The organism is Neorickettsia sp. 179522, from assembly GCF_001593535.1.
GTDB lineage: Bacteria > Pseudomonadota > Alphaproteobacteria > Rickettsiales > Anaplasmataceae > Neorickettsia > Neorickettsia findlayensis.
The window spans coordinates 27,906-53,575 of sequence record NZ_LNGI01000001.1 but is presented as its reverse complement, the minus strand read 5'-3'; the positions used below and the strand labels follow the sequence as shown (position 1 = coordinate 53,575).

The 25,670-nt window shown below is 42.4% G+C and carries 22 protein-coding genes, 1 rRNA gene and 1 other RNA gene; 10 read left to right on the top strand and 14 right to left on the bottom strand.

The window, feature by feature from the left end; translation table 11 throughout:
* The first annotated feature begins 10 nt into the window (after window positions 1-10).
* From purB to fumC, 4 genes are all read left to right on the top strand, one after another.
* Window positions 11-1,309 (top strand): adenylosuccinate lyase, encoded by a 1,299-nt coding sequence (purB, locus tag AS219_RS00255; protein ID WP_067978497.1) that lies wholly within the window; start codon window positions 11-13, stop codon window positions 1,307-1,309.
* Between the two features lie 198 nt (window positions 1,310-1,507).
* A complete protein-coding gene (gene rpsO / locus AS219_RS00250) occupies window positions 1,508-1,768 on the top strand; it encodes a 30S ribosomal protein S15 (protein WP_067978495.1) in 261 nt (86 codons plus the stop codon).
* 3 nt (window positions 1,769-1,771) lie between these two features.
* Window positions 1,772-4,048: a polyribonucleotide nucleotidyltransferase gene (gene pnp / locus AS219_RS00245; RefSeq protein WP_067978492.1), complete on the top strand. Its 2,277-nt coding sequence runs from the start codon at window positions 1,772-1,774 to the stop codon at window positions 4,046-4,048.
* Between the two features lie 331 nt (window positions 4,049-4,379).
* Complete coding sequence (gene fumC / locus AS219_RS00240; RefSeq protein ID WP_067978489.1) at window positions 4,380-5,771, top strand: class II fumarate hydratase; 1,392 nt, start codon at window positions 4,380-4,382, stop codon at window positions 5,769-5,771.
* Between the two features lies 1 nt (window position 5,772).
* Here the strand turns inward: fumC and ffs are convergent.
* From ffs to AS219_RS00215, 5 genes are all read right to left on the bottom strand, one after another.
* Window positions 5,773-5,861: signal recognition particle sRNA small type (ffs, locus tag AS219_RS00235), an RNA gene on the bottom strand.
* Window positions 5,862-5,876: 15 nt separating this feature from the next.
* A complete protein-coding gene (locus tag AS219_RS00230) occupies window positions 5,877-6,437 on the bottom strand; it encodes a BON domain-containing protein (RefSeq protein ID WP_231861786.1) in 561 nt (186 codons plus the stop codon).
* 127 nt (window positions 6,438-6,564) lie between these two features.
* Window positions 6,565-7,575: an NADH-quinone oxidoreductase subunit NuoH gene (gene nuoH / locus AS219_RS00225; RefSeq protein WP_067978483.1), complete on the bottom strand. Its 1,011-nt coding sequence runs from the start codon at window positions 7,573-7,575 to the stop codon at window positions 6,565-6,567.
* Window positions 7,553-9,592 carry an NADH-quinone oxidoreductase subunit NuoG gene (gene nuoG, locus AS219_RS00220; RefSeq protein ID WP_067978480.1) on the bottom strand — a complete coding sequence of 680 codons (2,040 nt, stop codon included), beginning with the start codon at window positions 9,590-9,592 and terminating at the stop codon, window positions 7,553-7,555. Before nuoG ends, nuoH begins: the two co-directional genes overlap by 23 nt.
* Window positions 9,593-9,599: 7 nt before the next feature.
* Window positions 9,600-9,854 (bottom strand): hypothetical protein, encoded by a 255-nt coding sequence (locus AS219_RS00215; RefSeq protein WP_231861785.1) that lies wholly within the window; start codon window positions 9,852-9,854, stop codon window positions 9,600-9,602.
* Between the two features lie 268 nt (window positions 9,855-10,122).
* Between AS219_RS00215 and AS219_RS00210 the strand changes: the two genes are divergently transcribed.
* Both AS219_RS00210 and AS219_RS00205 read left to right on the top strand, forming a co-directional pair.
* Complete coding sequence (locus AS219_RS00210; protein ID WP_067978477.1) at window positions 10,123-12,636, top strand: hypothetical protein; 2,514 nt, start codon at window positions 10,123-10,125, stop codon at window positions 12,634-12,636.
* A 165-nt stretch (window positions 12,637-12,801) separates the two neighbouring features.
* A complete protein-coding gene (locus tag AS219_RS00205) occupies window positions 12,802-13,506 on the top strand; it encodes a Bax inhibitor-1/YccA family protein (protein WP_369814145.1) in 705 nt (234 codons plus the stop codon).
* A gap of 70 nt (window positions 13,507-13,576) precedes the next feature.
* On the opposite strand, the gene argS is transcribed toward AS219_RS00205, so the two are convergent.
* The 4 genes from argS to AS219_RS00185 all read right to left on the bottom strand — a co-directional run bounded on the left by argS (window position 13,577) and on the right by AS219_RS00185 (window position 17,562).
* A complete protein-coding gene (gene argS, locus AS219_RS00200) occupies window positions 13,577-15,292 on the bottom strand; it encodes an arginine--tRNA ligase (protein ID WP_067978472.1) in 1,716 nt (571 codons plus the stop codon).
* 4 nt (window positions 15,293-15,296) lie between these two features.
* On the bottom strand, window positions 15,297-15,626 hold the full coding sequence (gene sdhD, locus AS219_RS00195) for a succinate dehydrogenase, hydrophobic membrane anchor protein (protein WP_067978468.1): 330 nt from the start codon (window positions 15,624-15,626) through the stop codon (window positions 15,297-15,299).
* Window positions 15,623-16,000 carry a succinate dehydrogenase, cytochrome b556 subunit gene (gene sdhC / locus AS219_RS00190; protein ID WP_231861784.1) on the bottom strand — a complete coding sequence of 126 codons (378 nt, stop codon included), beginning with the start codon at window positions 15,998-16,000 and terminating at the stop codon, window positions 15,623-15,625. Before sdhC ends, sdhD begins: the two co-directional genes overlap by 4 nt.
* A 65-nt stretch (window positions 16,001-16,065) precedes the next feature.
* Window positions 16,066-17,562, bottom strand: a 16S ribosomal RNA gene (locus tag AS219_RS00185).
* 326 nt (window positions 17,563-17,888) lie between these two features.
* Between AS219_RS00185 and AS219_RS00180 the strand changes: the two genes are divergently transcribed.
* Both AS219_RS00180 and thiS read left to right on the top strand, forming a co-directional pair.
* Window positions 17,889-18,425 (top strand): gamma carbonic anhydrase family protein, encoded by a 537-nt coding sequence (locus tag AS219_RS00180; RefSeq protein WP_067978465.1) that lies wholly within the window; start codon window positions 17,889-17,891, stop codon window positions 18,423-18,425.
* Between the two features lie 26 nt (window positions 18,426-18,451).
* Complete coding sequence (thiS, locus tag AS219_RS00175; RefSeq protein ID WP_067978463.1) at window positions 18,452-18,670, top strand: sulfur carrier protein ThiS; 219 nt, start codon at window positions 18,452-18,454, stop codon at window positions 18,668-18,670.
* Window positions 18,671-18,703: 33 nt separating this feature from the next.
* Here thiS and AS219_RS00170 read toward each other — a convergent pair whose 3' ends face one another.
* Entirely contained in the window at window positions 18,704-19,504 is an 801-nt protein-coding gene (locus AS219_RS00170; RefSeq protein ID WP_067978459.1) for an enoyl-ACP reductase, read from the bottom strand.
* A gap of 263 nt (window positions 19,505-19,767) precedes the next feature.
* Here AS219_RS00170 and AS219_RS00165 point away from each other — a divergent pair, with 263 nt between their 5' ends.
* Entirely contained in the window at window positions 19,768-21,501 is a 1,734-nt protein-coding gene (locus AS219_RS00165; protein WP_067978456.1) for a type I secretion system permease/ATPase, read from the top strand.
* Window positions 21,502-21,505: 4 nt separating this feature from the next.
* On the opposite strand, the gene AS219_RS00160 is transcribed toward AS219_RS00165, so the two are convergent.
* The 4 genes from AS219_RS00160 to AS219_RS00145 form a co-directional block, all read right to left on the bottom strand.
* Window positions 21,506-22,591 carry a hypothetical protein gene (locus AS219_RS00160; RefSeq protein ID WP_067978453.1) on the bottom strand — a complete coding sequence of 362 codons (1,086 nt, stop codon included), beginning with the start codon at window positions 22,589-22,591 and terminating at the stop codon, window positions 21,506-21,508.
* A gap of 162 nt (window positions 22,592-22,753) precedes the next feature.
* On the bottom strand, window positions 22,754-23,665 hold the full coding sequence (gene ribF, locus AS219_RS00155; protein WP_067978451.1) for a riboflavin biosynthesis protein RibF: 912 nt from the start codon (window positions 23,663-23,665) through the stop codon (window positions 22,754-22,756).
* A 21-nt stretch (window positions 23,666-23,686) separates the two neighbouring features.
* Window positions 23,687-24,073, bottom strand: a complete 387-nt coding sequence (rpoZ, locus tag AS219_RS00150; RefSeq protein ID WP_067980382.1) for a DNA-directed RNA polymerase subunit omega — start codon at window positions 24,071-24,073, stop codon at window positions 23,687-23,689.
* Between the two features lie 50 nt (window positions 24,074-24,123).
* A complete protein-coding gene (locus AS219_RS00145) occupies window positions 24,124-24,426 on the bottom strand; it encodes a helix-turn-helix domain-containing protein (protein ID WP_067978448.1) in 303 nt (100 codons plus the stop codon).
* 533 nt (window positions 24,427-24,959) lie between these two features.
* Here AS219_RS00145 and AS219_RS00140 point away from each other — a divergent pair.
* The gene (locus tag AS219_RS00140; RefSeq protein WP_067978444.1) at window positions 24,960-25,658 is read left to right on the top strand and encodes an RsmE family RNA methyltransferase; all 699 of its coding nucleotides are present in this window, start codon (window positions 24,960-24,962) and stop codon (window positions 25,656-25,658) included.
* Window positions 25,659-25,670: the final 12 nt, after the last annotated feature.

Sequence of the window (25,670 nt, the reverse complement as noted above, 5' to 3'; positions counted from 1 at the left end):
CACTTGAGTCATGATTCCCAGGTACAGCAGAGAGGTAGCTGCATCGATCTGGAAGGATGATTTTAAGTTTTCCTTATGGTTAGAGATTGAGCTTCTTGCATGTGAGGCGCAAGCTCAGCTTGGTAATATATCTAGCGCAAGTTTAAGTACCATTTTGGAGAAAGCAACATTTAGTATAGAAAGGATCGAATCCATTGAAAGAGAGGTTAAACATGACGTTATAGCCTTTCTAACAAGTGTGGCGGAGTTCGTTGGCCCTGATGCCAGATATATACACATGGGCATGACTAGCTCAGACGTAATAGATACTGCTTTTTCGCTTCAACTTCGTCGTGCGGGAATTTTACTCTTAGAAGGCTTGGATAAGGTCATTGAAGCACTTAAGGAAAGAGCCCTCGAACACAAAAATACTATCTGTGTCGCCAGGACGCACGGAATTCACGCTGAACCCATTACTCTTGGGCTTAAATTTGCTCGATTCTATCAAGAGTTTAAACGAAATCGGCTAAGACTTTCACAAGCAATAAAAGAGATTTCTGTATGTAAGATTTCTGGCGCCGTAGGCCAGTTCGGTAATATTGATCCATTTGTCCAGGAGTATGTTGCAGAAAAGCTCGACCTTGAACCGGAATCGTTGGCAACACAAGTGATACCGCGTGATAGGCATGCTGTCTTTTTTGGTACTCTTGCTCTTATTGCTTCCTCAGTAGAGAACGTTGCAACAGAAATTAGACATCTTCAAAGAAGTGAGGTGTTGGAGTGCTCAGAGTATTTCTCGCCAGGTCAGAAGGGGAGTTCGGCGATGCCTCACAAGAAAAACCCGATTTTGAGCGAAAACCTTACTGGCCTAGCTCGTATTGTAAGGAGCACAGTTATTCCGTTTCTTGAAAATGTTACTCTGTGGCACGAAAGGGATATTTCGCATTCCTCAGTTGAGAGAGTGTATGCTCCTACAGCTTGTATTACGCTGGACTTTGCATTGGAAAGACTTTCCACTGTAATAAGAGAGTTAGTAATTTTTGAGAAAAATATTGAAAAGAATCTAGAACTTCTAGGTGGACTAATTTTCTCGCAAAAGGTCCTTCTGGCACTTATAGAATCTGGGAAGACACGGGAAGAAGCTTACCGCATAGTTCAAGAAAACGCGATGAGAAGCTGGACTGACACAAGCACGTCTTTTATGGAGAACATAAAGATGGATAAACGTGTGACACTCCAGGAAGTTGATAAACTCTTTTGCTATGATAATTATCTCAGGCATTTAGATCACATGTTTGAGCGGGTCTTTGGTACTAGTGAAGCAGATTAGTATACCAAGTGTAACCTTTGCGTGTGTAATCGCCAGACGTGTACAAACAGTGATCGGGATGTACTATGAGTTGATATAAGCGCAAAAGTGTCATAGTAGATCTTTATGATTATTCGTATTACAATGGCCTTCGACCTTCGCGGTTTTCTGAGGGAGACTTTTGGTAGAGCTTGATTTTTGTGTGTCTTTTTATAGATTATGGTTAATGAAAAAGCTGAGGTAATAAAAAAATTTAGGACGGCGGATAATGACACGGGATCTGCTTTCGTGCAGGTTGCGCTCTTTACTAGGCGTATAAATAACTTGACCAGGCATTTACAGGGATTCAAAAAAGATTACTCGTCTAGATTGGGTTTGCTTAAGATCATAAGTAAGAGACGTAAGCTGCTCAATTATCTAGCAAAGAATGATCGTCAAGGGTGTAAGAATTTAATGGAAATGCTTGATATAAGAAAGTAGATAATGTTTGAGATAAAAGAATCCTCCATAGAATGGGAAGGTAAGAGTTTACATATAAAAACCGGTGAGGTGGCACGTCAGGCTGCTGGTGCTGCCTGCGTTTCGTATGGCGGGACTGTTGTTCTGGCCGTAGTAACTCTTCAGAAAGATAGTGCAGCTTCTAAAAAGACTTCCGACTTGTCGGGTCTAGCACTTCTAACGAACTTCTTGGCTAAATCGTATGCTCTTGGGCGCATACCGAACGGTTTTTTTAAACGGGAAGGCAAACTCTCGGAAAGAGAGGTCTTGGCTTCTAGAGTGGTTGACAGGGCTGTGAGGCCCCTAATACAGGAAAACCTCGTTAATGAAGTGAATATAGTGTGCAAACTTCTCGCACATGGCAATAAAAAAGTTTTACCTGAGGTACCAGCGCTGATTGCAGCCTCTGTTGCATTGCAGCTTTCTGGAATTCCGTTTAGCGGTCCCGTTGTTGGGGTCGATGTTAACAGATGTGGGACAGAAATAACATGTAACGAGATTCCGGAAACAGAAGGTGGACTTGGAGTCTTTGTTGCTTGTACAGAGGAATCAATTGTGATGGTGGAAGCCGAAGCGAATGAATCCTCTGAAGAGGAAGTTGTAACTGCCCTTTCAGAAGCGCTGAAAAGTGCACAACCGATTTTTTCCTTTATCAACGAGTTTGTTAGAGGTGTTGGTACAATCAAATCAGTAGGTGTGCTCTATGATAATAAAGAGCTCTATGAGAAAGTGCGTTTGGTCTGTGGTGCACAATTAGAGAACATCTATAATGAGAAAATAAGTAATAAAGAGGAGCGGCATAGCAGACTTAGCCAGGTCTACATGGATACCTTTGCTGAGTTATCAGCTGATGGGTATGCTGAATCGGAGATTTTATTCTTCATTAAGAAGCTCGAAAAAGAAATCGTAAGGAAAAACGTTTTGGAGAACGGTATAAGACTGGATGGAAGAGGTTTGACGGAAATACGTCCGATCAGTATTGCTCTGGATTATCTCCCTGGCACTCACGGTTCTGCTCTGTTTACTCGTGGTGGAACACAGAGTCTGGTTGTAGCTACGTTGGGATCTTATCAAGACGAGCAGGTTATGGATGACATCGATGGTGAAAGGAGAGAGTCCGTGCTTTTGCACTACAACTTTCTGCCGTATGCAGTTGGTGAAGTTGGTGCTCTGCGCGCGCCTGGAAGACGAGAAATCGGTCATGGACGCTTGGCTTTAAAAGCAGTGAAGGCCATACTACCGGGTAAGGACGTTTTCCCTTATACCTTGCGTTTGGTCTCTGAAATTACAGAATCTGATGGCTCCTCTTCTATGGCAACAGTATGTGGGTCGTCTTTGGCTCTCATGGATACGGGAGTTCCTGTTGCGAAACACGTAGCTGGAATAGCTATGGGCTTAATGACTGATGGAACGAAGTCTGCAATTCTAAGTGATATTTCAGGTGACGAAGATATGCTTGGAGACATGGACTTCAAAGTTGCGGGTACACGAAATGGTATTGTCGCACTTCAGATGGATATGAAAGTCCGCGGCATAAGCATAGCGACAATTAAAGATGCATTGAATCAAGCATTAACTGGAAGGTTGCACATTCTTGAAAAGATGGAGAATGTCATTGCTGAGCCGCGGAAGAATCTCAAAGATTCGGCGCCTAAGATATTATGTTACAAGATTGATAAAGATGTTGTACATAAGGTGATAGGCAGTGGCGGAAAAACTATTAGGGGAATCTCCTCTGATACTTCCACGAAGATTGATATAGACCAAAATAACTATGTTTATATCATGGCTGAAACTGAAGAAGCATTGATGGAAGCAAAGAGTAGGGTTGATATGGCTTCAGGTGCTTCTGATTTGAATTTGAGTGTTCCACAGCTCAAAATTGGCGAACTATATGAAGGAAAAATAGTGAGCATAGTTGACTTCGGGTTGTTTGTTGCCCTCCCAAATAAGCAGGAAGGATTAGTCCATATTAGCGAAATTAGTAGGAGCAGGGTTAATGATATACGTGCGGACCATACTGAAGGACAGCCAGTTACAGTCCGGATCAAGGATATAGGCCCAGATGGAAAAATTAAACTGACTATGCGCATTGATGAGGATAGAGTAGGCAGTGGAAGTGGCCCCTCACCTAAGAAGCGTTTTGGAGCTCCTCCTAGAAAAAATAGTAAGGATCACCGATCTGGTGGTAATGAAAGAGTTTTCAATGATAGGTCCAACTCTGGTGAAGGTTCCCCTGTTGGTAGGAAGCGGTTTTTCTAAACGTGGAGAAGCTTTATCGATAAAGAATAAGAATTTAGCTAATTCTACCTTTGTTTGATAAGTGTCTTGCCTTTTGCCACTCGTGATAACTGCGGTCTTGCCTCCTCGAAATAGGAGGCTTGCCTGCAGTTGTTACTTCCTTCGCGCTCCATGTCCTGTGAAAGTTCCTCACTTCATTACGTAAAAGTCTGGCGTTACCGCAGGCAAATTACCAAATTAAATGCCAGAGAAAGAATTTTCTGAACCTTCTTCCTGAATAAACTCTAGCTGAACCCTGCTTGAAGGACTATAATCACCCTATGCTGGTGTGTTTGGATTCCACTTACAGAACATGGATTACAGAATTGAAACTGATTCTATCGGATCAATAAAAGTTCCACAAGATAAATATTGGGGTGCACAAACTCAAAGAGCAATAGAAAATTTCAAAATAGGGACAGAAAAGGTTCCTATGGAAGTAATAAAGGCAATCGCGGTAGTTAAGCTCGCTGCGGCGCGCACAAATGTGAAAGCAGGTGCATTGTCAAAAGCCCACCTTGGGGCAATTGAAGAAGCATGTTATGAGATCATCGATGGAAAATTAGACGATCAGTTCCAGCTTTCGGTCTGGCAGACAGGATCTGGAACTCAGACTAACATGAATGTCAATGAAGTTATCTCTAATCGAGCTATAGAAAAGCTTGATGGTGTGGTTGGTAGCAAAACTCCGGTCCATCCAAACGACCATGTTAATATGGCACAATCATCCAATGACACCTTTCCCTCTGCAATGCATATTGCAGCTGTTAAGAAGATACTCACAAAACTTCTCCCCTCGCTTTCCTGCCTTATTGGGGTATTATCGGAAAAGATAAAGGGTTTTTCTGATATAGTGAAGATCGGGAGAACTCACATGCAGGATGCAGTCCCTATTACATTAAGTCAGGAATTCTCATGTTTTCGTGACCAACTCAATAAAAGTGCATCCCGTTTGAATGAGAATTTATCTAGGCTCCTTGAAATCCCTCAAGGAGGTACTGCCGTCGGTACTGGTTTAAACACGAGAAAGAATTTCGATCATGAGATAGTTGCTGAAATCTCGAGAATTACTTCCATAGACTTCGTTCCTGCACAAAATAAATGTGAGATGCTTGCCTCACACGACGCACTAGTCGAGTTAAGCGGTAATTTAAACACGTTAGCTGTGTCGTTGATGAAAATAGCGAATGATATTCGATTACTCGGTTCTGGTCCAAGATGTGGTATAGGGGAACTTATATTACCTATGAATGAACCTGGCTCATCAATTATGCCTGGGAAAGTAAATCCGACTCAGTGCGAAGCCTTAACTATGGTCTGTGCACAGGTCATTGGAAATCACTTAGCCATAACCGTAGCTGGTGCTGGCGGCCAACTGCAACTCAACACATTCAAACCAATGATTATATACAATCTACTACAATCAATGGATTTACTTTCAGATGGAATGATGAGTTTCGGTGAGAAATGTGTGATGGGAATAGTGCCAAATAAAAAGCGAATAGAAAGTATGTTACAAGGGTCGCTGATGCTAGTTACAGCTTTGAACAAGGAAATTGGATACGACAACGCGGCAAAAATCGCGAAACTCGCCTACTCAAAGAACTGCACACTCAAGGAAGCAGCCATAGAACTCAAAGTGCTTTCTGAAGAGGAGTTTGACAGGATTGTCAACCCCGCACACATGCTGGGGCCAGACCAGTAAGAAAAAATGGGTCCAGCTTAAGGTACTAGGTTACGGCTGCTGCATTTCTGCCCTGACCGGGTTCGCCCGACACCTTACCTGGACCCAAAAAAGAATATCACCCTTCTAGCGTTTGTGCAATTGAAGAGGAGTCCCAGTACTGTTTTTGAGTCTGACGTAGCTTACAACTTCCTTTACACCTTCGATACGTTTTGCAATGTCATGAACCCTATTAAATTCATCTTTGCTTTGCGCGATCCCGAGTAGATACACCGTCCCATCTACCACCTCAACGGTATAACTGAAAGACTTCACAGAACTCTTCAGTAGGAGAGCTAACTTTATTTGTGCCGCGATCCACGCAGATTCGGCAAAAGATTCTTCCCTATCCTGTACCTGTATCTCATTTATTACCTCACGCACTCCATCTTGTGACCATACAAGCTTGCTCGCTGCCACTCTATCCATTGAACTACGCACACTACCATGAATAAGTACACTACCCTCGTCTACTGAGACAGCAAGATCCTTGCAAAAATCCTTGCTAGAAATAACTCCAGACACTCTAGATAAAATAGCGTTATCGTCGATGACCTCACCAGTTCCTCTATCCTGGATAGAGGTTACTGCAACTGTGGCCGCTGTTGTTCCTATCAAAAGCGGTGTACAGGCAGATAAACAAAACACAGCCAAGAACAGAAAAGTCACACAAGCACGCATTTCTAAAAGGGGAGAGCAGGAAACAAAAGATAGCAGAACCCTGAACAATCGCAACACTACTATCAAAGCATAAATGGAGTCTTACGACTCTTTGTTAGACAATATTAAACGCTACTAACCCACCTATAACAACTACCCAGAGTAACGTCACTGGCAGAAATACCTTCCAACACAATCTCATCAACTGGTCATATCTGTAACGTGGGAGTGTCGCTCTGACAATGAGAAAACAAAATAAAACGAACAGAATCTTCAAAACAAACCAGATGAAACCTGGAACAATGGACAAACCCCACCAATCAATTGGTGGATACCATCCACCCAAAAACAGCGTCGCCATTATGCTACTGCTTAGTATCATATTTGCATACTCTCCAAGAAAGAAAAGTGCAAAAGGAATAGACGAGTACTCCACATTGTATCCCGAAACCAGTTCGGCTTCTGCCTCGGGTAAATCGAAAGGATGTCTGTTTGTTTCTGCGAGAATTGAAACAAAAAAGATAAAACTTATGGGCAACATCAGGATATCAACCCAATATGGAAAACTGTGCTTTATTACAACTATCTCAGCCAAATTAAGCGACCCTGTAAGCAGTATAACCGTCATGATTGCCGGCGCTATGACAATCTCGTATGAGATCATCTGAGAAGCCGACCTGAGTGCTCCCAAAAATGAATAACTAGACTTACTCGCCCAACCTGCAATGATTGTTCCGTAAACTTCAAGCGCGGCAACAGCCAGAAGATACATAACCCCTAGATTAATGTTTGCAATTACAGTTGGCACTTTCACACCATCTATTTCTGATATCCCGAAAGGTATAACCGCCCATCCTACCAATGCCAATACAAATATGATTACAGGCGCAAACAAAAATAGTTTTGGGCCAGCAGCATTCGGAATAATTATCTCTTTAAGCAGAACCTTTATGGCATCAGCAATTGGTTGAAGAAGCCCAAAAGGACCTACAAGATCAGGACCAATACGGAGTTGCGTCGCTGCTATTACCTTCCTTTCTGCGTATGTCAGATAGGCGACACAAAGTATCAATGCTATTGAAAGTAGCACTATCCAGATAAGCTTAGAGAGAATAAGATAAATCATTAAACTCCTCACTACACTTTGCCATCGTACTAGAAGCCCTACTGATCACATCGGACATATAGAAATTCCTTTTTTTGAATGAAATCACTTGATCTGCAAAAACCGCTTCACCCATAAACTCATACTTAGAAGGTCCACTAGGTACACATACACCAAGACACTTAAAATGCGGTCCTAGCTTCTCTAATTTCGCTCTTATAAGCGGTAGGCTGATATTGCCAAACGGAATACCAAGTCCCTGAGCGAGTTCTGCTATAATTTCCCTATCATCCCTTGCCTCGCCAGGAGGAAAAACAGCTCTAAAAGCAAGCTGTGCCCTTCCCTCGGTATTGACATAAATCGCATCTTTTTCCACGTAAGAACAACCAGGAAGTATGACATCAGCCCTAGATGCACCCCTATCACCATGATGACCCTGATACACAACAAACGCACCTTCAGGTATGCTATCAACACAATCATCAGCGCCCAAAAGATAAACGAACTTCGTACCGCTATCTAGAACGCCTCTCAAACCATCCTGGTGATAAAATCCTACGTCTAGTGCACCAACAGTTCCAGAGTGACGTTGTAATACCGAGAAGCCATTAAAATTCTCTTGGAAAAATCCAAATCTCTCAGCAATTGCTCGAAGCAATGAAATGATATAGTTCGCATCTGCGCGGCTTAAAACGTCGGGACCAACAATCATCATTGGCCTTCTGGCACTACCCAGTAAATCCTGGAATTTCTGATTTCTGCCGGATGCTATTTCAACAAGTGTAGCAACATCATTACCGATGCTTGAGACATCAAACGCATATCTTGCATCGCTTCCCAACCCCACTACGGTATAATTACCAGACAACCATCTTTTTCTAATTCTTGCGGCTATTAGTGGAGCATCCATACGTAAATTTACTCCAACAAGGAAACAGAAATCGGATTCTTCTATACCAGCGAAAGTTGTATTAAAGGTATAAAAATCGCGCTCTGAGACCATATAACTTGCCCCATCCTGTCTGCATTCGGTCTTGGAGACCCCCAATTTATTGAGCATCCTCTTCAGGAGGAAGACTGACTCCACATCAGCCAAATCTCCTGCAACTGCAGCAATTTCTTCACGATTTACGTGATCAATCTGTTTAACAATTTCGGAGATTGCCTTTTTCCATGTAGACTCACGAAGCTTACCATTCACTCTCACATAACACCTATCCAACCTCTGTACTCTCAAGCCATCATATGAGAAACGCGACCTATCCGAGAGCCATTCTTCATTTATTTCTTCATTTAGTCTTGGAAGTATACGCATCACCGTTTGCCCTCTTACATCAATTCTGATGTTACTTCCAACTGCATCGAGAACATCTACACTCTCGATTTTAGTAAGTTCCCATGGACGAGCTGTAAAAGCATATGGTTTCGACGTTAGAGCTCCAACAGGACATAGGTCTATTATGTTGCCAGAAAGCTCAGATGAGAGAGATTTCTGTATGTAGGTACTTATCTCCGAATCAGCCCCTCTATTGACCATTCCGAGTTCTTCCACACCGGCAACATCAGAGAGAAAGCGAATACAACGTGTACAGTGTATGCACCGATTCATCTCGGTCGAGATCAAGGGTCCAAAATCCTTCTTCTGTACGGATCTTTTAGCGTAAGAGAACCTGCCCTCACCTTTTCCATAGAGCATTGCCTGATCTTGGAGATCACACTCGCCGCCCTGGTCGCATATAGGACAATCTAAAGGATGATTAGCAAGTAAAAACTCCATAACACCCTCTCTCGCAGCTCTTATTTTTGGCGTGTCAGTACGCACAACCATATTGTCAACAACCGGAGTTGCACAAGAAGCAACCAGCTTCGGAGGACCACCTTCCACTTCAACAAGACACATTCGACAATTCCCAGCTATCTTGAGACGCTCATGGTAGCAGAATCTGGGTACCTCAACGCCAGCCACTTGGCAGGCCTGGATGACAGTACACCCAGACCCAACCAAAAGCTTCTTACCGTTGATAGTAACATTCGGCATAAACTTACTAGATACTATCCCACCTTACTGGCATACCGGATGAATCATCACTTTCGACAGGATCACCGTTCTCATACTCCGCACCCATATAGGAAATATTTTTCCCCATGGTATGTCTATGGATATAGAGAGAAGGCTGCACCGGCCTGCCATTATAAGTCTTGGTGGCCTTGGAGCCTTTTTGCCTTCCAGGGTTCGTCTTGCTTGCTACTTTAGCCATATACAAAACCTCTCTAACACGACAACACTGAGGACGCAACAAAAGCGTACTTATAAAACACTCAGAACAACCGTGCCCCTCCAGTTTAGCACTCTCCTCCAAATCCGCAAGATTAGATTTGTAAAGATTCTCTTTTACTTAGATGCAGCCCTTTATAGCACGCAGCAATACCGAATTACCCATAATGACCTCCTGAAAATATAAGAATCTTGGATTTTAGTGTGAATTTTCATTTAGGAATAATGAATTAAAAGAATTTATTAAGGATAATATATGAATATTAGAATACAAATTACTTACTTATTATAGTATGCAAAAATTCAAGAAGAAACTCGTTAAACTCAGTTTGATGGACAAGGACACCACAAACTCTGACACTACTGCAAAAATAAAAAAGCTACCAAAGGAAAAACCACAGAAAAAAATTGTCCAACAAAAATCCAGCTCAAACACAAGCCAATTACGAAATCAAATACCAGAGGAGACATTCATTACGCAAAAGTCTGGCATTACTGCAGGCAAATTAGTGGATCAAATACCAGAGGAGACATTCATTACGCAAAAGTCTGGCACTGCTGCAGGCAAATTAGCAAATCAAGTGCCAAGGGAAACATTCGTTACGCAAAAACCAGAGATAGCGATGTCCGTAGCACCGCTGTGGAAGAGATATACAGAACGCCCTTTACCACCAATCCCAACCAAATATGCAGATACGGATGAAATCCCCTTTATTGACGAGGGAATAGAGGCATCGGACCAAAGTACCAGCGTATACGATGAAATTGCACATATAAATGATGAAAACCACTCCACAAAAAGCAGTATTGGCGATTCGGGAATTTATGATACTTCAGCACCTGACTCAGAAATTCTGAGTGTAGATAAGCAAAATGAAACAAAAAGCGGATTTAGCTTTGGGATAAACACTGCAGTTGGAATTAAAAGTGAGAACGAACTTGCTGCTCACATGCTTCCACCACTATTCAAAGCGTCGAGAAATACCGGTGATCCGTTCCCTTTATCCATCAAGCCGGTAAAAAACGAGTACAACACACAAACAAGTAAGACATCTGAAGAGAAACACACAACTGGAAGACCACAGAATGATCAAGAAAGCCTTACCTTACCGGGTGGTAAAAGTAGTGCAGAAAATGAGGCCATAACAAAAAACCCAACTCTGTCAAAGACTTTTGACACGTTATACGATCTGGAACAGAACAAACATAGTAAGACCGCCTACACTAGAGATGTAAACAGTATCTCCGGAAGAGAACAAAGCAAAAATTTTGCAGAAAGGGAAATTGCTAAAGTGCAAAATCAAAATTTTCTTCCCTCAGCAGATACACAGAAAGAGGCTCGCACACAGAAATCAAATACTTTCTCCACAAACGCAAGAAAAGAACAAGTGGGGAATACACCTTCAGGGATAAAAGGATTTACATCCACCTCTGATAACAAACATGAGGATGTAGAAAGTGAACCCATCTACTGTGAGCCATGGGACCTAAAACCTATACCGGGATTGTATAAGTATACACATACTGATTCTAGTAACAGTTTACATAAAAAATCGGCAAATGAATCAGCTCTATCCACGTTTCAAGAAGAAGGAATTTACGAAAGCCTTGACGATATTGTAAGAACTTACCGAGCAGCAGACAGCATGTGGTTTTCGGGAGAGTTTGCTGAAGAAGCACCTCTAGAACTCTACCCTTACAAGGAGAGAAATGATGACAAAAGCAAACACGCATATGCGCAAGTAAAGAGAGGTAGCCCTTTCAATTCAGAAGATGACACAATAACCGCAGACAGACCCGCTGTAGCAACATCTAGGGCACATCTCAAAGAACATACAGTTGCTGTTTCTTTTGGTGAAACACGGCAAAAAACAATCACAGACACTCTCCTTAGTACTAGGAAAACGGTACCTCAAGAGGCGGAAACTCATAAGATAGTTCCGCATAAATCATGGTTCCGGCGCATACTGGACAGAATCACAAAAGCATTCTCGCAAGGATATGCTACTTTACGTTCCATTTTCGCTCGGTCTACCAAAAATAATGAAACACACGTCGATCAGAGCTTTTCTTTGCACAACGAAAATGGAAAACAGAACGAAATTAAGGAAGCACTTTCTCAAAAACGCCCTATAACGTTAGGTAAGGCTGGAGAACTCAATGAAATTAAGGGAGCACTCTCTCAAAAACACCTTATAACGTTAGGTAAGGCTGGAGAACTCAATGAAATTAAGGGAGCACTCTCTCAAAAACGCCCTATAACGTTAGGTAAGACCGGAGAACTCAATGAAATTAAGGGAGCATTTTCTCAAAAACGCCCTATAGCGCTAGGTAAGACCGGAGAACTCAGCACGATTAGGGAAACACTTTCTCAAAAACGCCCTGCAGCGCTAGGTAAGACCGGAGAACTCAGCACGATTAGGGAAACACTTTCTCAAAAACGCCCTGCAGCGCTAGGTAAGACCGGAGAACTCAGCACGATTTGGGAAGCACTTTCTAAGAAACCTCTTTTGCTACAAGATAACGCTGCGAAACTTGGTAATACCAAAGAAGCTCTTTCTGAAAAAGGTTTTGGCACACATCTTACGAACGATGCACAAAACAAAGGACAGGATAATCTCTACAAAGACAGATATGCATTTAGTACCTGTACAGAGCATGATAAAATTAAATCTATTCTGACCAGAGAGAGTGGCATAACTGACAAGCTCAGAGAAAGTGGGATGAAGGAAGAACAAAACAAAACCTGTGTCCCGTCCTTGGGATGCAATTCGCATTCAAGAAATCAGGCTTCAAGAGCGCTTTGAATGCAATCAGGGCCTCCTGAAAGAGGCCCTACAATCTAGATTACTCTGGTTGCTCCTAAAATGTGGAAAATTCGTTAACTAGTGGAGAAACAGGGTGTCATAATAGATCTAACTGTTGTATAATTGTCGGGTGTTTGTTCGTAGCATTTTGCTTATATGAGTTTTATCAACCGTTATTCTTCTACTTCAGTAAATTCTGCCTACGGAAATGAGGGGCTAAGAGTGTACATGGTGAAGGTCTTCAACTATATGGCTGCAGCTCTTGGAATAACTGGTCTGACTGCTTTCTTTGTTGCAAGCTCTCCGGCAATGCTTTCCCTGTTGTACCAAACACCACTTCACTGGGTTGTGATGTTTGCCCCTATAGTTTTTGTTATGGTCTTCAGTGCGAGAATCTCAAATATGAGCTCCGAAAGAGCAAAGGGCTTATTCTGGTGCTTCTCAGTGCTTATGGGACTCTCTCTATCTTGGGTATTTATTGCTTATACTGGTGCTAGTGTGGCTAGAGTTTTTTTCATCGCAGCGGCAATGTTCGGGGCGATGGCAATATACGGGAATAATACCAGGACAGATTTAACAGGGATGGGTTCTTTTCTCACAATGGGGGTTGTGGGTATTTTGCTCGCTGCTTTAGTGAACATCTTCCTTGCTAGCCCAGCTATCTATTTCGCTGTATCCGCCCTTGGTGTTGTGATATTTACTGGCCTTACTGCTTACGATGTACAGCGCATTAGAGATTTTTATTATTTCTCTGTCAACGCAGATGAAGAAGCACTTTCGAAGGTTGCTGTCGTTGGTGCACTTACATTGTACTTCGATTTTATCAATATTTTCGTTAGCTTATTGAATCTCATGGGTGAGCGTAAGTAGGGATGAGTGTCGGATCTCTGTGAAGAAAAAGGATGTCCGAGTTTGAGACCTAGTGAGCTGTTTTGGGTTTCTACATTCTTTCTACGGGTTCAATCTTCATCACCTTGAGAACGGAAGCTAGGATCCTTCTCACCGCTTTTACCAATGTTAACCTTGCATTCGTGAGCTCGGGTTCGTCCTCTATGATGAACCTGAGTTTATTGTTTGTCATGCCTGCGTTCCATAAAGCATGGAATTTTTCTGCGACTTCGTGTAAATAAAAGGTCAACTTGTGCACTTCACCCGACGCTACGATTATTTGCAGAAGAGAAGGTAACTTCGCAAGAGTAACCATGAGGTCACGCTCTTGATTCTCCACGAGCAGTGCAGCATCACACTTATTCACTGAAGGTTCACATTTTCTAAGTAAGGAAGAACAACGTGCATGCGCGTACTGGACATAAAAAAGCGGATTATCATATGAAGTACTGACGAATTTATCTAAATCAAAATCCAACACAATTTCGCTACTTTTAGTCAGCATGGCAAATCGTATTTCGTTTACCGTAATACCACTCTCAAGAATGTCTTCAAGCGTTATAAGGTCACCATTGCGCTTAGAAAGCTTTACTGGCTTTCCATCTCTAAAAAGATTGACAAGGTTATACAATTTAATATCGATGCGCGCATCACCTCCCGAAAGTGCGTCGACCACACCAGAAAGTCTCTTAACATATCCAGCATGATCGGCACCTAAACCAACAATCATATGCGTGAAACCACGTTCAAGTTTATGATAGTGATACGCAACGTCCGATGCGAAATAAGTCCAACTTCCATCTGCTTTCTGGAGCGCTCTATTCGTGTCGTCACCAAATTTCGTTGAAAGGAAGACTGTTTGCTTCCTTTCAACCCAATCCCCGGCTTTTCCTTTAGGCGATGGTAATTCTTCTTCGCTCAAGTAACCTTTTTTATCGAGTACTGCTATCACTTTTTCAATATAATTTCGCTTATGTAGCTCCTCTTCTCTGACATAGCAATCGTAACCTATACCTAACTTAGTTAGATCCGACTTTATCATATCCATAGTTAGCGAAAGTATCACTTCCCTGAAAGAATCCGAGAAACTTTTCAACTCTGTAGCACCTCTAACGGAATCAGGGAAAGTAGAAATGAGGTAATTTGCTATATCCCTTATATAATCACCGGCATAACAATTACTCGGAAAATTATCACTCTCTTTTCCCTGCAGCTGTTGGCAAAATCGTACAAAGACGGAATAGACAAGCAAGTCAATTTGTTTTCCCGCATCATTAACGTAGTACTCACGCGTAACAGAGAATCCAAACTTATCCAACAGCTCTGCAAAGATATCAAAGATAACCGCACCTCTAATATGTCCCAAGTGAAGCGGACCTGTAGGGTTTGCTGATACGAACTCAAGGTTTAACGGAGCACCATGCCCGATATCTAGAAATCCATAATCACCTGCATCATCATTCACCGAAGCTAGAAATTCGGACCATGTGTCATCCGTAAGAAAAACATTAATAAAACCCCCAGAAGCTACAGAGACATTCTTGAAAAGGTTTTTAAAAGACTCTAGACCAGACGCTATAGAACAAGCGACTTCCCGGGAAGAAAGCTTAACCTCCTTCGCAAGCAGAAAAGAAATAGCCGTAGAAAAATCTCCATACTCTCTTTTCTTTGAAGAGCTCCATAGCGAAACTTGCTCATTAAGCGTCACATTAAAAATCGAGGTAACCACCTCAGTCAGTACATTGTCCAACCTCAAGAACAAGTCCATAAGGCTAAAAAAATAATTTATAAAATACGGCTACAAAAGCAAAAACAGTAGAGCCGACAAAGATAATATTCAAAGAAATAAGAATCTTCCGTAAAAAAGGAGAGGCGATATAATCCTCTATTATTACGTTCAATCCAAGCAAAGCATGGTACTGAGTAATTAAGATGAACGTAGCAGACAGAAACAGCACACCCCAACGGGACCTCAAATATTCGATATCTAATGGCAGAATCCATTCAGAAGAACGGAGCGAGAAAATCGCAAAGATAAATAATAAAAACAGCAAAAGAGCCGTAATACGTTGAGCCAACCAACTCTTAACAGCACATCTCATAAGAAAACAAGAGAAAATACCAAGAAAAACAGCAAAAGGGCAGAAATAATAACAACAAAGTTACTTACCTTCACAGAAGCCTGGGAAAGACCAACGCACAGATCCCAGAAAAGATGTCTAACCCCACTGCAAAGATGATAGCAAAAAAAGAAAAGAAAGAAACAGAAAAGAAAACTCCCTAAATAACCTGAAAAGAATGGACTCAGAACAGTGTGCAAAAACGAAGATGGCATGTAAAAATGAGCAAAAACATACCAAGAAAAAAAGCCTGTATAAAAGAACAAAAACGCACCTGAGAGTCTGTGACTTATCGACAAAATAGCAGCAAGAGGAAAACGATAAGCGAAAAGAGAAGGAGAAAGAGGAGACCTCATGGCTAAGAAACAAGAGAAAGAAAGTACGCAAAGACAGCGAAACAAGTTAGGCATTTGCCTAAATAAAAGGAGGTAATCCAGCCGCAGGTTCACCTACGGCTACCTTGTTACGACTTAACCCCAGTCACCCACCCCACCGTAGATAGCTGCCTCCTTGCGGTCAGCTCACTAGCTTCGAGTAAGATGAACTCCCATGGCCTGACGGGCAGTGTGTACAAGACCCGAGAACGTATTCACCGCAGCATGCTGATCTGCGATTACTAGCGATTCCAACTTCATGCCTTCGAGTTGCAGAAGGCAATCCGTACTGAGACAACTTTTAAGAGATTGGCATCACCTTACGGTGTAGCTAGCTCATTGTAGTTGCCATTGTAGTACGTGTGTAGCCCATACCATAAGGGCCATGATGACTTGACGTCGTCCCCACCTTCCTCCAGCTTGTCACTGGCAGTTTCCTTAAAGTTCCCGGCCGAACCGCTGGCAACTAAGGATGAGGGTTGCGCTCGTTGCGGGACTTAACCCAACATCTCACGACACGAGCTGACGACAGCCATGCAACACCTGTGTTGGATCCAGCCGAACTGACTCCCTCCCTTCAGAGGGATACGATCCACATGTCAAGGTATGGTAAGGTTTTTCGCGTTGCATCGAATTAAACCACATACTCCACCGCTTGTGCGAGTCCCCGTCAATTCCTTTGAGTTTTAGTCTTGCGACCGTAGTCCCCAGGCGGAGTGTTTAACGCGTTAGCTACAAAGCAGATAAAATAACCCACTTTTAACACTCATCGTTTACAGCGTGGACTACCAGGGTATCTAATCCTGTTTGCTCCCCACGCTTTCGTGCCTCAGCGTCAACTGTGATCCAGGCAATCGCTTTCGCCCCTGACGTTCCTCTTGATATCTACGGATTTCACCCCTACACCAAAAATTCCATTGCCCTCTATCACGTTCGAGTCCCACAGTTTTAAATGCAGTTCTTGGGTTAAGCCCAAGGATTTCACACCTAACTTACGGGACCGCCTACGCACCCTTTACGCCCAGTAATTCCGAACAACGCTAGCCCCCTCCGTATTACCGCGGCTGCTGGCACGGAGTTAGCCGGGACTTCTTCTGTGGGTACCGTCATTATCTTCCCCACTAAAAGAGCTTTACAACCCAAGGGCCTTCATCACTCATGCGGTATGGCTGGATCAGGCTTTCGCCCATTGTCCAATATTCCTCACTGCTGCCTCCCGTAGGAGTCTGGACCGTGTCTCAGTTCCAGTGTGGCTGATCATCCTCTCAGACCAGCTATAGATCGTCGCCTTGGTAGGCCATTACCCCACCAACTAGCTAATCTAACGCGGGCCTATCTGATAGCAATAAATTTTCCCCCTCAGGGCGTATAGGGTGTTGCCCAATGTTTCCACTGGTTATTCCCTACTACCAGGCAAGTTCCCACGCGTTACGCACCCGTCTGCCACGGGACCGAAGCTGCAAGCAGCTTTGATTCCGTTCGACTTGCATGTGTTAAGCCTACCGCTAGCGTTCGTTCTGAGCCAGGATCAAACTCTCAAATCAGGAGAATTTGATTTATTCAAACTCTATAAATTAACGTTTCGCTGTCTTTACTTACTTTCTCACTATTCAAACAACCGGCTGTGTTACCCAAACGAGACACACGCCTGAGATCTATGGATACTACACAAAACTTCATGAGTCAACAGAGGCACACAACCCATAAGACCCTATTTTCATTTTGCACGCAGGATTATTGAAAGTATGGAACCCACTAAAGGAGTGGCTAAAACAACGACTTCGCGAAAAAACCACACCTAGAGACACCTAAATGTCTACCACAAGAGCCTTTTACCTTTTATAATCCCGTGGAACATTTCTCGTTTATCATGAGCCTGTTAAAATTGAAAGAGGCTTTTCCAAGTATCGCCAGCTCTTCTTTCATAGCTGAGAATGCATTCGTTATTGGTGATGTTGCAGTTGGTCCTAAAAGCAGTATTTGGTATGGATGCAATATTCGAGGCGATGTTAATTACATAAGGATTGGTAGTTATACGAATATCCAGGATTGTACAATGATACATGTTAACCACGATGAAAAAGGGCATACAGAGATTGGCAACTATGTCACTGTTGGACATCAATGCTTATTACATGCGTGCACTTTAATGGACGAAACCTTCGTAGGTATGGGCTCGATAATAATGGATGGCACCATTATGGAAAGTGGATCAATGGTAGCAGCCGGTTCTTTAGTGACTTCTAATAGACACATAAAATCCGGTGAATTATGGCTCGGGAGACCAGCAAAGTTCGCAAGGATACTTACTGCAGAGGAAATCTCACACATAAGAGAGTCCGCAGTGAGGTATGCTACTCTTGCAGAGAAATATATAGAAAACTCACTAAATAAGACGACATTTTAAGCATTTCTTATACAGTCCTCGGGAAAATGTCAGACGAACAGAAAATAACCATTAGCGTAAATGGTGACAGCATTGCTGTAGAAGCAGGAACAACGGTATCAGGCTTGGTACATTTGCTAAAACTCAACACTTCGCAAATGGCAATTGAATTAAATCACACCATCATACCAAGGTCTTTACATGAGAAACACGTACTAAAAGCAGGTGATTCGGTCGAAATCGTAGAGTTTGTTGGGGGCGGGTAAGGTCTTTAGTAGGAACCCCTGTACACAAACCGATCAGGAAGTCATGATATCCGGCGGCAAGTCTACTGCTCTCATCCCAACTACATGATATCCACAGTCGACATGTAACATACTACCTGTGGTTCCACCGCTTAGATCACTCAAAAAGTAGAGAGCTGCACCAGCAACGTCCTCTTTAGTAGTGTTCCTCTTTATAGGCGCATTATGCTTGTTCCACTTAAGTATGTAGGAAAACTTTTCGATTGCAGACGAAGCAAGAGTCTTGATCGGCCCAGCAGAAATTGTGTTTATCCTTACATTGTACTTACCAAGATCAACAGCTAAGTATTTGACGCTCGCCTCCAAAGCAGCTTTACACACACCCATAACATTATAGTGAGGAATCACTTTTTCGGCTCCGTAGTACGACAAAGTCAGAACACTGCCACCGTTTTTCTTCATCAACGGTAAGGCATATCTACAGACTGAAGTGAGGGAATAACATGAAATATGCATTGAATTCAAAAAATTACTAAGAGAAGTATTGATATAATCACCCTGTAGTTCTTCCTTATCCGAAAAGGCAACAGAGTGCACGACAAAGTCGAGCCTTCCATATTTCTCCTCAATGAAACGAAACAGTTCTTCCACCTGGCTTTCCTGTGAAACATCACAGCACACAAGCAGGGAATTCCCAAATTCCTCAGCTATCGGAGTTAAACGTTTTTTGAATTGGTCAGCCGGATATGTAAGAACAAGCTCCGCTCCATTTTCTCTACAAATCTTTCCTATTGCATATGCAATCGAACGGTCATTGGCGACACCCAATATTACACCCAACTTCCCCTTTAGCATTAACTCACCATATCTAAAACAGCTACGGTATTGTACTATGATAAACTAAGAAATAGAACTTCACGGTTAATAATTGCAAGAAGGAACAAAATTCATTTTAAGATTATAAAAGTTGAGCATTATTCGGGCTTAACTTTCGAGAACGACTTCAGGTATCTGCGCAAGGCAAGGATTTCAATTCGTTAACACAGAGTTAGCAATTTTACATTGAGAGGCACATCTTTTCCTGAGATAATACGTTTCACATAAGTAATCAATGCGAAATGATTAAAATTACGGACGCGGCCACTGAAGAAAAACTCAAGGAGACCATACTCCACAAAACTTTACATAAGTGCAAATCTGTATTTTGGATTCTTTTTTGGTTCAGTTCAGGGATAAATGTACTGGCACTGTTCTTACCGCTTTACACCTCACAAGTTCTCGACAGGGTACTCTCAAGTGGCAGCACTTCGACACTAATAGCACTCACAGTGATAACCTTGTGTGCTTTCGCGTGCTCATCAGTCCTTGATGCTTCGCGAGCCATGATCACTGTAAAAGTTGGCAACTGGTTTGATGACACCCTAACACCAGGTCTACTGAACAATGCGATTGCACTCATATCGGTTAGGCCGGGCACGTCAAGTGGCGAAACTATGCGGGACATGCAGATCATCCGTGGATTCCTTACTGGCCATGGAGTCTTTGCATTTTTTGATGCCCCCTGGTCGATATTATATTTGATAGCAATATTCTTAATAAACTTTACCCTTGGTATTGTCGCTATCATAGGTATTGTCACACTCATCGGCATAGCACTCTTAAACGATTTTGCAACTAGAAATCTTGCCCGTCAGAGCAATGAAGCAAATGTGCGTAATTTGAATGAGATAGAAATAGCAACACGAAACTCTGAAGTGGTAGAGGCTATGGGTATGGTGGAACCTATAGTCGAAAAGTGGAGTAAAAAAAATACCCTGGTAAGAGACATACAGACACTCGCTTTGAGTCGTTCATACATAATCATGGCATTCACAAAGGCGGTACGTTTCACGTTACAAATCGCCGTAATCGGAATTGGAGCTTACCTTGCTATTTCTGGACACAAGACGGCAGGAGGGATAATTGCCGTATCAATTCTAATGGGGAGGGCATTAGCACCATTTGAAATAGCTATCTCGAACTGGAAAAATTTATCGCAGGCAAAAACTTCATATAGTAGGCTTCAAAACATGCTTATTACCTCCCCCGTAAGGTCCCAAGCCATGGAACTTCCTGAGCCCACTGGGGAAATAGAATTTGACAGAGTAATATACACTCCATTAGGTGGTTCTAAGCCAACGATCAAAGGCATCTCTTTCACAATTCCAGCTGGTAAAGTAGTGGGGGTCATAGGCAGTAGTGCAGCTGGAAAGTCCACTATAGCAAGGTTGACCGTTGGAGTTCTCAAACCAATAGCCGGGGTAGTACGACTCGATGGTGCTGACACGTACACTTGGGAACGTAAGCACTTTGGTAAGCATGTGGGATACCTTCCACAGGATATAGAATTATTTAACGCAACGGTTAAGGAAAATATTTCAAGATTTGACCCAAATATGGATCCTGCAGAAGTCGTGAGAGCAGCGAGAATTGCTGGTGTCCATGAAATGATACTGCACCTGCCAAATGGGTACGACACCGTTATAGGTGCGGGTGGCTCAGTTTTATCCGGAGGACAACGCCAACGTATAGGAATAGCAAGAGCTTTTTATGGAAATATAAAGCTTCTTGTACTAGATGAACCTAACGCAAATCTTGATTCAAATGGAGAGGCGCATCTAGCCAAAGCTCTACGCTACGCAAGAGAAGCAAGGATCACCACACTTCTGATGACCCATAACTTTTCTCTGCTAAGCGAAGTTGAATGGCTTATGCTTGTAAAAGAAGGAACAATTGCGTTCCTTGGAGAGAAGGAAGAAATCATCAAACAACTCTCCATAGGAACCACAGAACAAGGCAGCGAATCTAATTAGGCACCTATATCCTACTTCGATTTTTAAGGAGAGGTTGATCAACCCCCGCTTTATTTAAGCTTGAAGAAGGGGCTTTGCCCAGATCTCCGGTTGCCTTAGATTTGTCAGTCTCTGAAGAAGCCTCTTGTGATGAATCTCGCATGCTAGTGCCAGCATCCCGACTTAGTGGTTTACCAGTATCCGGAGAAGCACTTCGTGATACCCCTGCCGTGCCAGCATCCCGACTTAGTGGTTTACCAGTATCCGGAGAAGCACTTCGTGATACATCTGCCGTGCCAGCATCCCGACTTAGTGGTTTACCAGTATCCGGAGAAGCACTTCGTGATACATCTGGCGTAACATAACCTGGACGTAGTGGTTTACCAGCATACGGAGAGGCATTTCGTGATGCATCTGGCGTAGCATGACCCGGACGTAGTGGTTTATTACTAGTACCCGGAGAAGCATTCCCTGATACACCTACCGTGTCAGAATCCTGGGTTAGTGGTTTACCAGCATCCGGAAAGGTAGTTCGTAATACACCTACCGCGCCATAATGCCGACTTAGTAGTTCGCGAGCATCTGAATTTGGAGAAGTATTTCGTGATAAATCCTGTCTGCTTCTACCCATATCGATCATATTGATGTTGTCTCTGAAATGATTCTCAAGGTTCAAGGCTCCAGTCCTTCTTTTGTACATCGTGTACCCAGCACCCAAACCCAAAAGAGAAATAGATAAAATCCCCAGAACCACAGTTGCGGCTACAAGCCCACTGTTTGCGGTGCTGACAACTTCAGGTGCTGGAACAGGTATAGGGTTATGTGGAAAAATACCATTCCACCTCTGGAGTAGATCGGTTAACTGGGCACCACACTCTTTTTCACTGCACACAGCCTCCAACATCTTTCTTATGACGCTGTCGTCCGCACTAAATTTCGCCAAGCTGTCTACGTAGACACTTAGGTCCTCAATTTCCACCTGATCAAGTTGAGCAAGCGCATCTTTGAAAACATCAAGACCAAAATTCAACTTTAATTTTTCACTAAAGAGTTTTTGTATGTGCTGTGCCAATTCATCTGCGTTCATAGTTGTGTATTCTTTTCCTAACATGTTTTTATTATAACATTAGGATAAAAGAATTGCAATGCTAATAAAGTTTTTAATTTTAAAATTAAACAAGCTTGATTTCTACATATAAATTTTAGCATGAACCAAAATAAAAAAACGCATCACACTGAGGAAGAATGAGATTACGCAAATGAGAAAACGAACTTAAAAATTCAGAGAAAGAGCAGCGCGGATATCTGCCAGGATTTGTTCCTTTAATTCCTCAAGGGAAGGAAAAAGCTTTTCTTCTCGCAGAAAAGCTTTTAGGTATACTGTAGCCTCTTTACCATATACGTTATCAGAGAAGTGAAAAATATGTGCTTCTAGGATAACTTCACCACTATCAGAGGTAGTGGGCCTTTTACCAATATTTGCTATACCGCCGTACCTGGTACCTTCTATCGAAATATCAACTACATACACACCAAGTTTTGGCTTAATTATCTCCTCGGGAATTGCAATATTGATTGTGGGAAAACCGATAGTACTAGCAAGACCCCTGTCTCTCCGAATAATGCCACGTATACTGTGATACCGTCCCAAGAGTTGACTTACACTTAACACATCACCATTCTTGATGCCCGCCCGCACCAGAGTAGAAGAGTATCTACTGCCAGAAGCGTTAACCTCAGGCTTGATAATTACAGCCTTATATGAAAGCAACTCTTGATATTTCTCTATTTCAGTTATGCTACCGGAACTAAATCTCCCGAACCTGCAATTTTCCGCGTTTACAAGGCACTTAAAATTCAAAAAAGAAGACAAAAACTGTAGAAAGTCCTCAGGAGACAACTTCCTAAGCTCATCATCAAACTTTATAAAATATAGAGAATCCGCATACGGAGAAAGAAGAGCGATTTTAGTACATTGATCTGTAATAAGAAAGTCTTTTTTGCAGTTAAGAAAACAAAACGGGTGAGGATCAAAAGTGATTACAACTCTATGTAAAGCAGCCGACTTACCCACACTAGAAAGTGTAGACAGCAAAGCCAGATGCCCCAAATGGACTCCATCGAAGTTACCAAAGGTAACGACTGAAGGGTGGGGAAGTAGCTCAGGAGTGTGGTAAACTCGCATCTACGGAGGCAAAAATCCTACCTACTCGTCCCCCTCATCTTCAGCAAAGGAAAACTCAGAATCAGAGAAAACTTCCGGGTCACGCTCTTCGACAAGATCGTGATTAATGTGCTCTACGAGACCTCTAGCATGAGATCTAGCCGGACCAGAATCCGACGAGATACCCGCATAACCAGAACCCGAAAAATGGACTATTCTCCTTATGGCAGCATGGAAAAGCTTTCCATAATCCATGTTGAGAGAATAGAGTTCCTTTAATGCAATCACGGGGCTCTTATCACCTTCTTCGTGCTGGACATCAGGGAGAGAACCGCTTTGTAAATCGTAAGCTCTCTGGCTTGCAAGTATCACCAGCTCAAACCTGGAACAGGATAAATTCCCATCCTCAAAGAAACGCCAATCGCGCATCGCAGACAAAAGAAAGTCATAGAGTAACACAAAAAACCGGAAGCAACAACTTACTTCGTCAACCTAGCATCAACCTTCCAACCAAGAAGGATAAAAAATTTGAGCAATCTTTCTAATGAAAAACCCTCTGTTTTGAAATTTTTTATCTGCGAAACTTTTGGCTGATCGATCTTCAAAAGACTGGCAGCATACTTCTGACTCCAGTTGTTATAAGCAATGATCTGCGAAATTCTCTTCACAAGGATAGCACGCACATCACTAAGCTGACTGGCATCCGAGATACTGAAGCGGTCCACATCAACGTATACCTCCTCTTCTGAGGTTTTATCACCTCTAACAATATCTTTTAACATTATTTCTTTCCGTCCCAACTACTACACTAAGTGGTATTATAAACAATATTAGGTAAATTATCCATAAATAATATACTACACAGCACTCCCTAATTTCGAAAAATACTATATTTATTATGAACTTCACACCCAGATTACAATAATAAACGCTATAAAAGTCCTAAACGCATTACGAAGGTAGATTAAAGACAGGCTTAACCAAAGTAGCTTCGTGGTTGTTAAATACTTACAAACTGCCCGCTTGTATTAGGGTAAAGACTGCAACTTTGTATTAGAACAAAATTATTATGGCATGTCTACTGATTTTTCTTATCCATCACTTCCAAGGAATGATTTGATGAAAAGTGCGTTTGTCATATCGGGCAAATCAATTTTGGATAGCGGTAAGTGCTAAGATAATCTGGACTGTACGCTAAAATAATTTGAACTACACAACTTTTTTGCGTCGTGATACTTGCAATAAGAAGTACATTCAACAATATGCCCCGTTTGTTATGTTAAAGTGGGGTGTTTTTACTTTTATATAATCAGAAATGCGACTTACAAGGTTGTTTTTGAATGTTGAAACCATAGAGAAAGGTGTAAAAATTCATATAGATCCGAAAAAACAGCACTATTTATTTACGGTAATGCGCTTACAAAAAGAAGGTCAGGTTATAGTGTTTAACGGCCGGAATGGTGAGTGGATCGCAAAAGTTACGCAAAATTTTTTGGTACCCGATGTACAAATTCAGCCACAAACAGCAGGTTATCCATATGAAATCAATTTATGCTTTGCAATTCCAAAACACAAAGCGCTCAAGGAAATTGTTAGGCAGGCAACAGAGTTAGATGTCACAGCACTACGACCAATATACTCATCGCGTGCAGAAAATAAGAACAAGGATCTCGAAAAGCTTGAGCTTTGGGCAATCGAGGCAGCACAACAATGTCGTCGGATGAGCATACCCACCCTACTACCACCTATCACCCTGAAAGAGGTGAAAACATATCACGAAAACGTATTCATTTGCGATGAAACACTTTCTGACTCTGTCATTTGTGATATCCCCATCTTAGGCTCTTACACTATAGTCATTGGACCAGAAGGAGGATTCTCTAATGAAGAGCTCTCCTTGATCGATAAAAAAATCTCACTAGGTAGAACTATATTGCGTTGCAGCACCGCAGCAACCTCTGCAATAGCCCAAGTGAGGTCTGTGTACAGCCACCTCACACGACCTCCTAAGTGAAAAATTGAACTT

Bases quoted from the DNA above. Each gene is read 5' to 3' on its own strand.
- AS219_RS00160 (WP_067978453.1), bottom strand. From the start codon at position 22,591: ATGTTAGGAAAAGAATACACAACTATGAACGCAGATGAATTGGCACAG.
- argS (WP_067978472.1), bottom strand. From the start codon at position 15,292: ATGGACTTGTTCTTGAGGTTGGACAATGTACTGACTGAGGTGGTTACC.
- nuoG (WP_067978480.1), bottom strand. From the start codon at position 9,592: ATGCCGAATGTTACTATCAACGGTAAGAAGCTTTTGGTTGGGTCTGGG.
- sdhD (WP_067978468.1), bottom strand. From the start codon at position 15,626: ATGAGATGTGCTGTTAAGAGTTGGTTGGCTCAACGTATTACGGCTCTT.
- ribF (WP_067978451.1), bottom strand. From the start codon at position 23,665: ATGCGAGTTTACCACACTCCTGAGCTACTTCCCCACCCTTCAGTCGTT.
- AS219_RS00140 (WP_067978444.1), top strand. From the start codon at position 24,960: ATGCGACTTACAAGGTTGTTTTTGAATGTTGAAACCATAGAGAAAGGT.
- thiS (WP_067978463.1), top strand. From the start codon at position 18,452: ATGTCAGACGAACAGAAAATAACCATTAGCGTAAATGGTGACAGCATT.
- AS219_RS00165 (WP_067978456.1), top strand. From the start codon at position 19,768: ATGATTAAAATTACGGACGCGGCCACTGAAGAAAAACTCAAGGAGACC.
- nuoH (WP_067978483.1), bottom strand. From the start codon at position 7,575: ATGATTTATCTTATTCTCTCTAAGCTTATCTGGATAGTGCTACTTTCA.
- fumC (WP_067978489.1), top strand. From the start codon at position 4,380: ATGGATTACAGAATTGAAACTGATTCTATCGGATCAATAAAAGTTCCA.
- purB (WP_067978497.1), top strand. From the start codon at position 11: ATGATTCCCAGGTACAGCAGAGAGGTAGCTGCATCGATCTGGAAGGAT.
- sdhC (WP_231861784.1), bottom strand. From the start codon at position 16,000: ATGAGGTCTCCTCTTTCTCCTTCTCTTTTCGCTTATCGTTTTCCTCTT.
- AS219_RS00145 (WP_067978448.1), bottom strand. From the start codon at position 24,426: ATGTTAAAAGATATTGTTAGAGGTGATAAAACCTCAGAAGAGGAGGTA.
- AS219_RS00170 (WP_067978459.1), bottom strand. From the start codon at position 19,504: ATGCTAAAGGGGAAGTTGGGTGTAATATTGGGTGTCGCCAATGACCGT.
- AS219_RS00180 (WP_067978465.1), top strand. From the start codon at position 17,889: ATGAGCCTGTTAAAATTGAAAGAGGCTTTTCCAAGTATCGCCAGCTCT.
- pnp (WP_067978492.1), top strand. From the start codon at position 1,772: ATGTTTGAGATAAAAGAATCCTCCATAGAATGGGAAGGTAAGAGTTTA.
- rpoZ (WP_067980382.1), bottom strand. From the start codon at position 24,073: ATGCGCGATTGGCGTTTCTTTGAGGATGGGAATTTATCCTGTTCCAGG.
- AS219_RS00210 (WP_067978477.1), top strand. From the start codon at position 10,123: ATGCAAAAATTCAAGAAGAAACTCGTTAAACTCAGTTTGATGGACAAG.
- rpsO (WP_067978495.1), top strand. From the start codon at position 1,508: ATGGTTAATGAAAAAGCTGAGGTAATAAAAAAATTTAGGACGGCGGAT.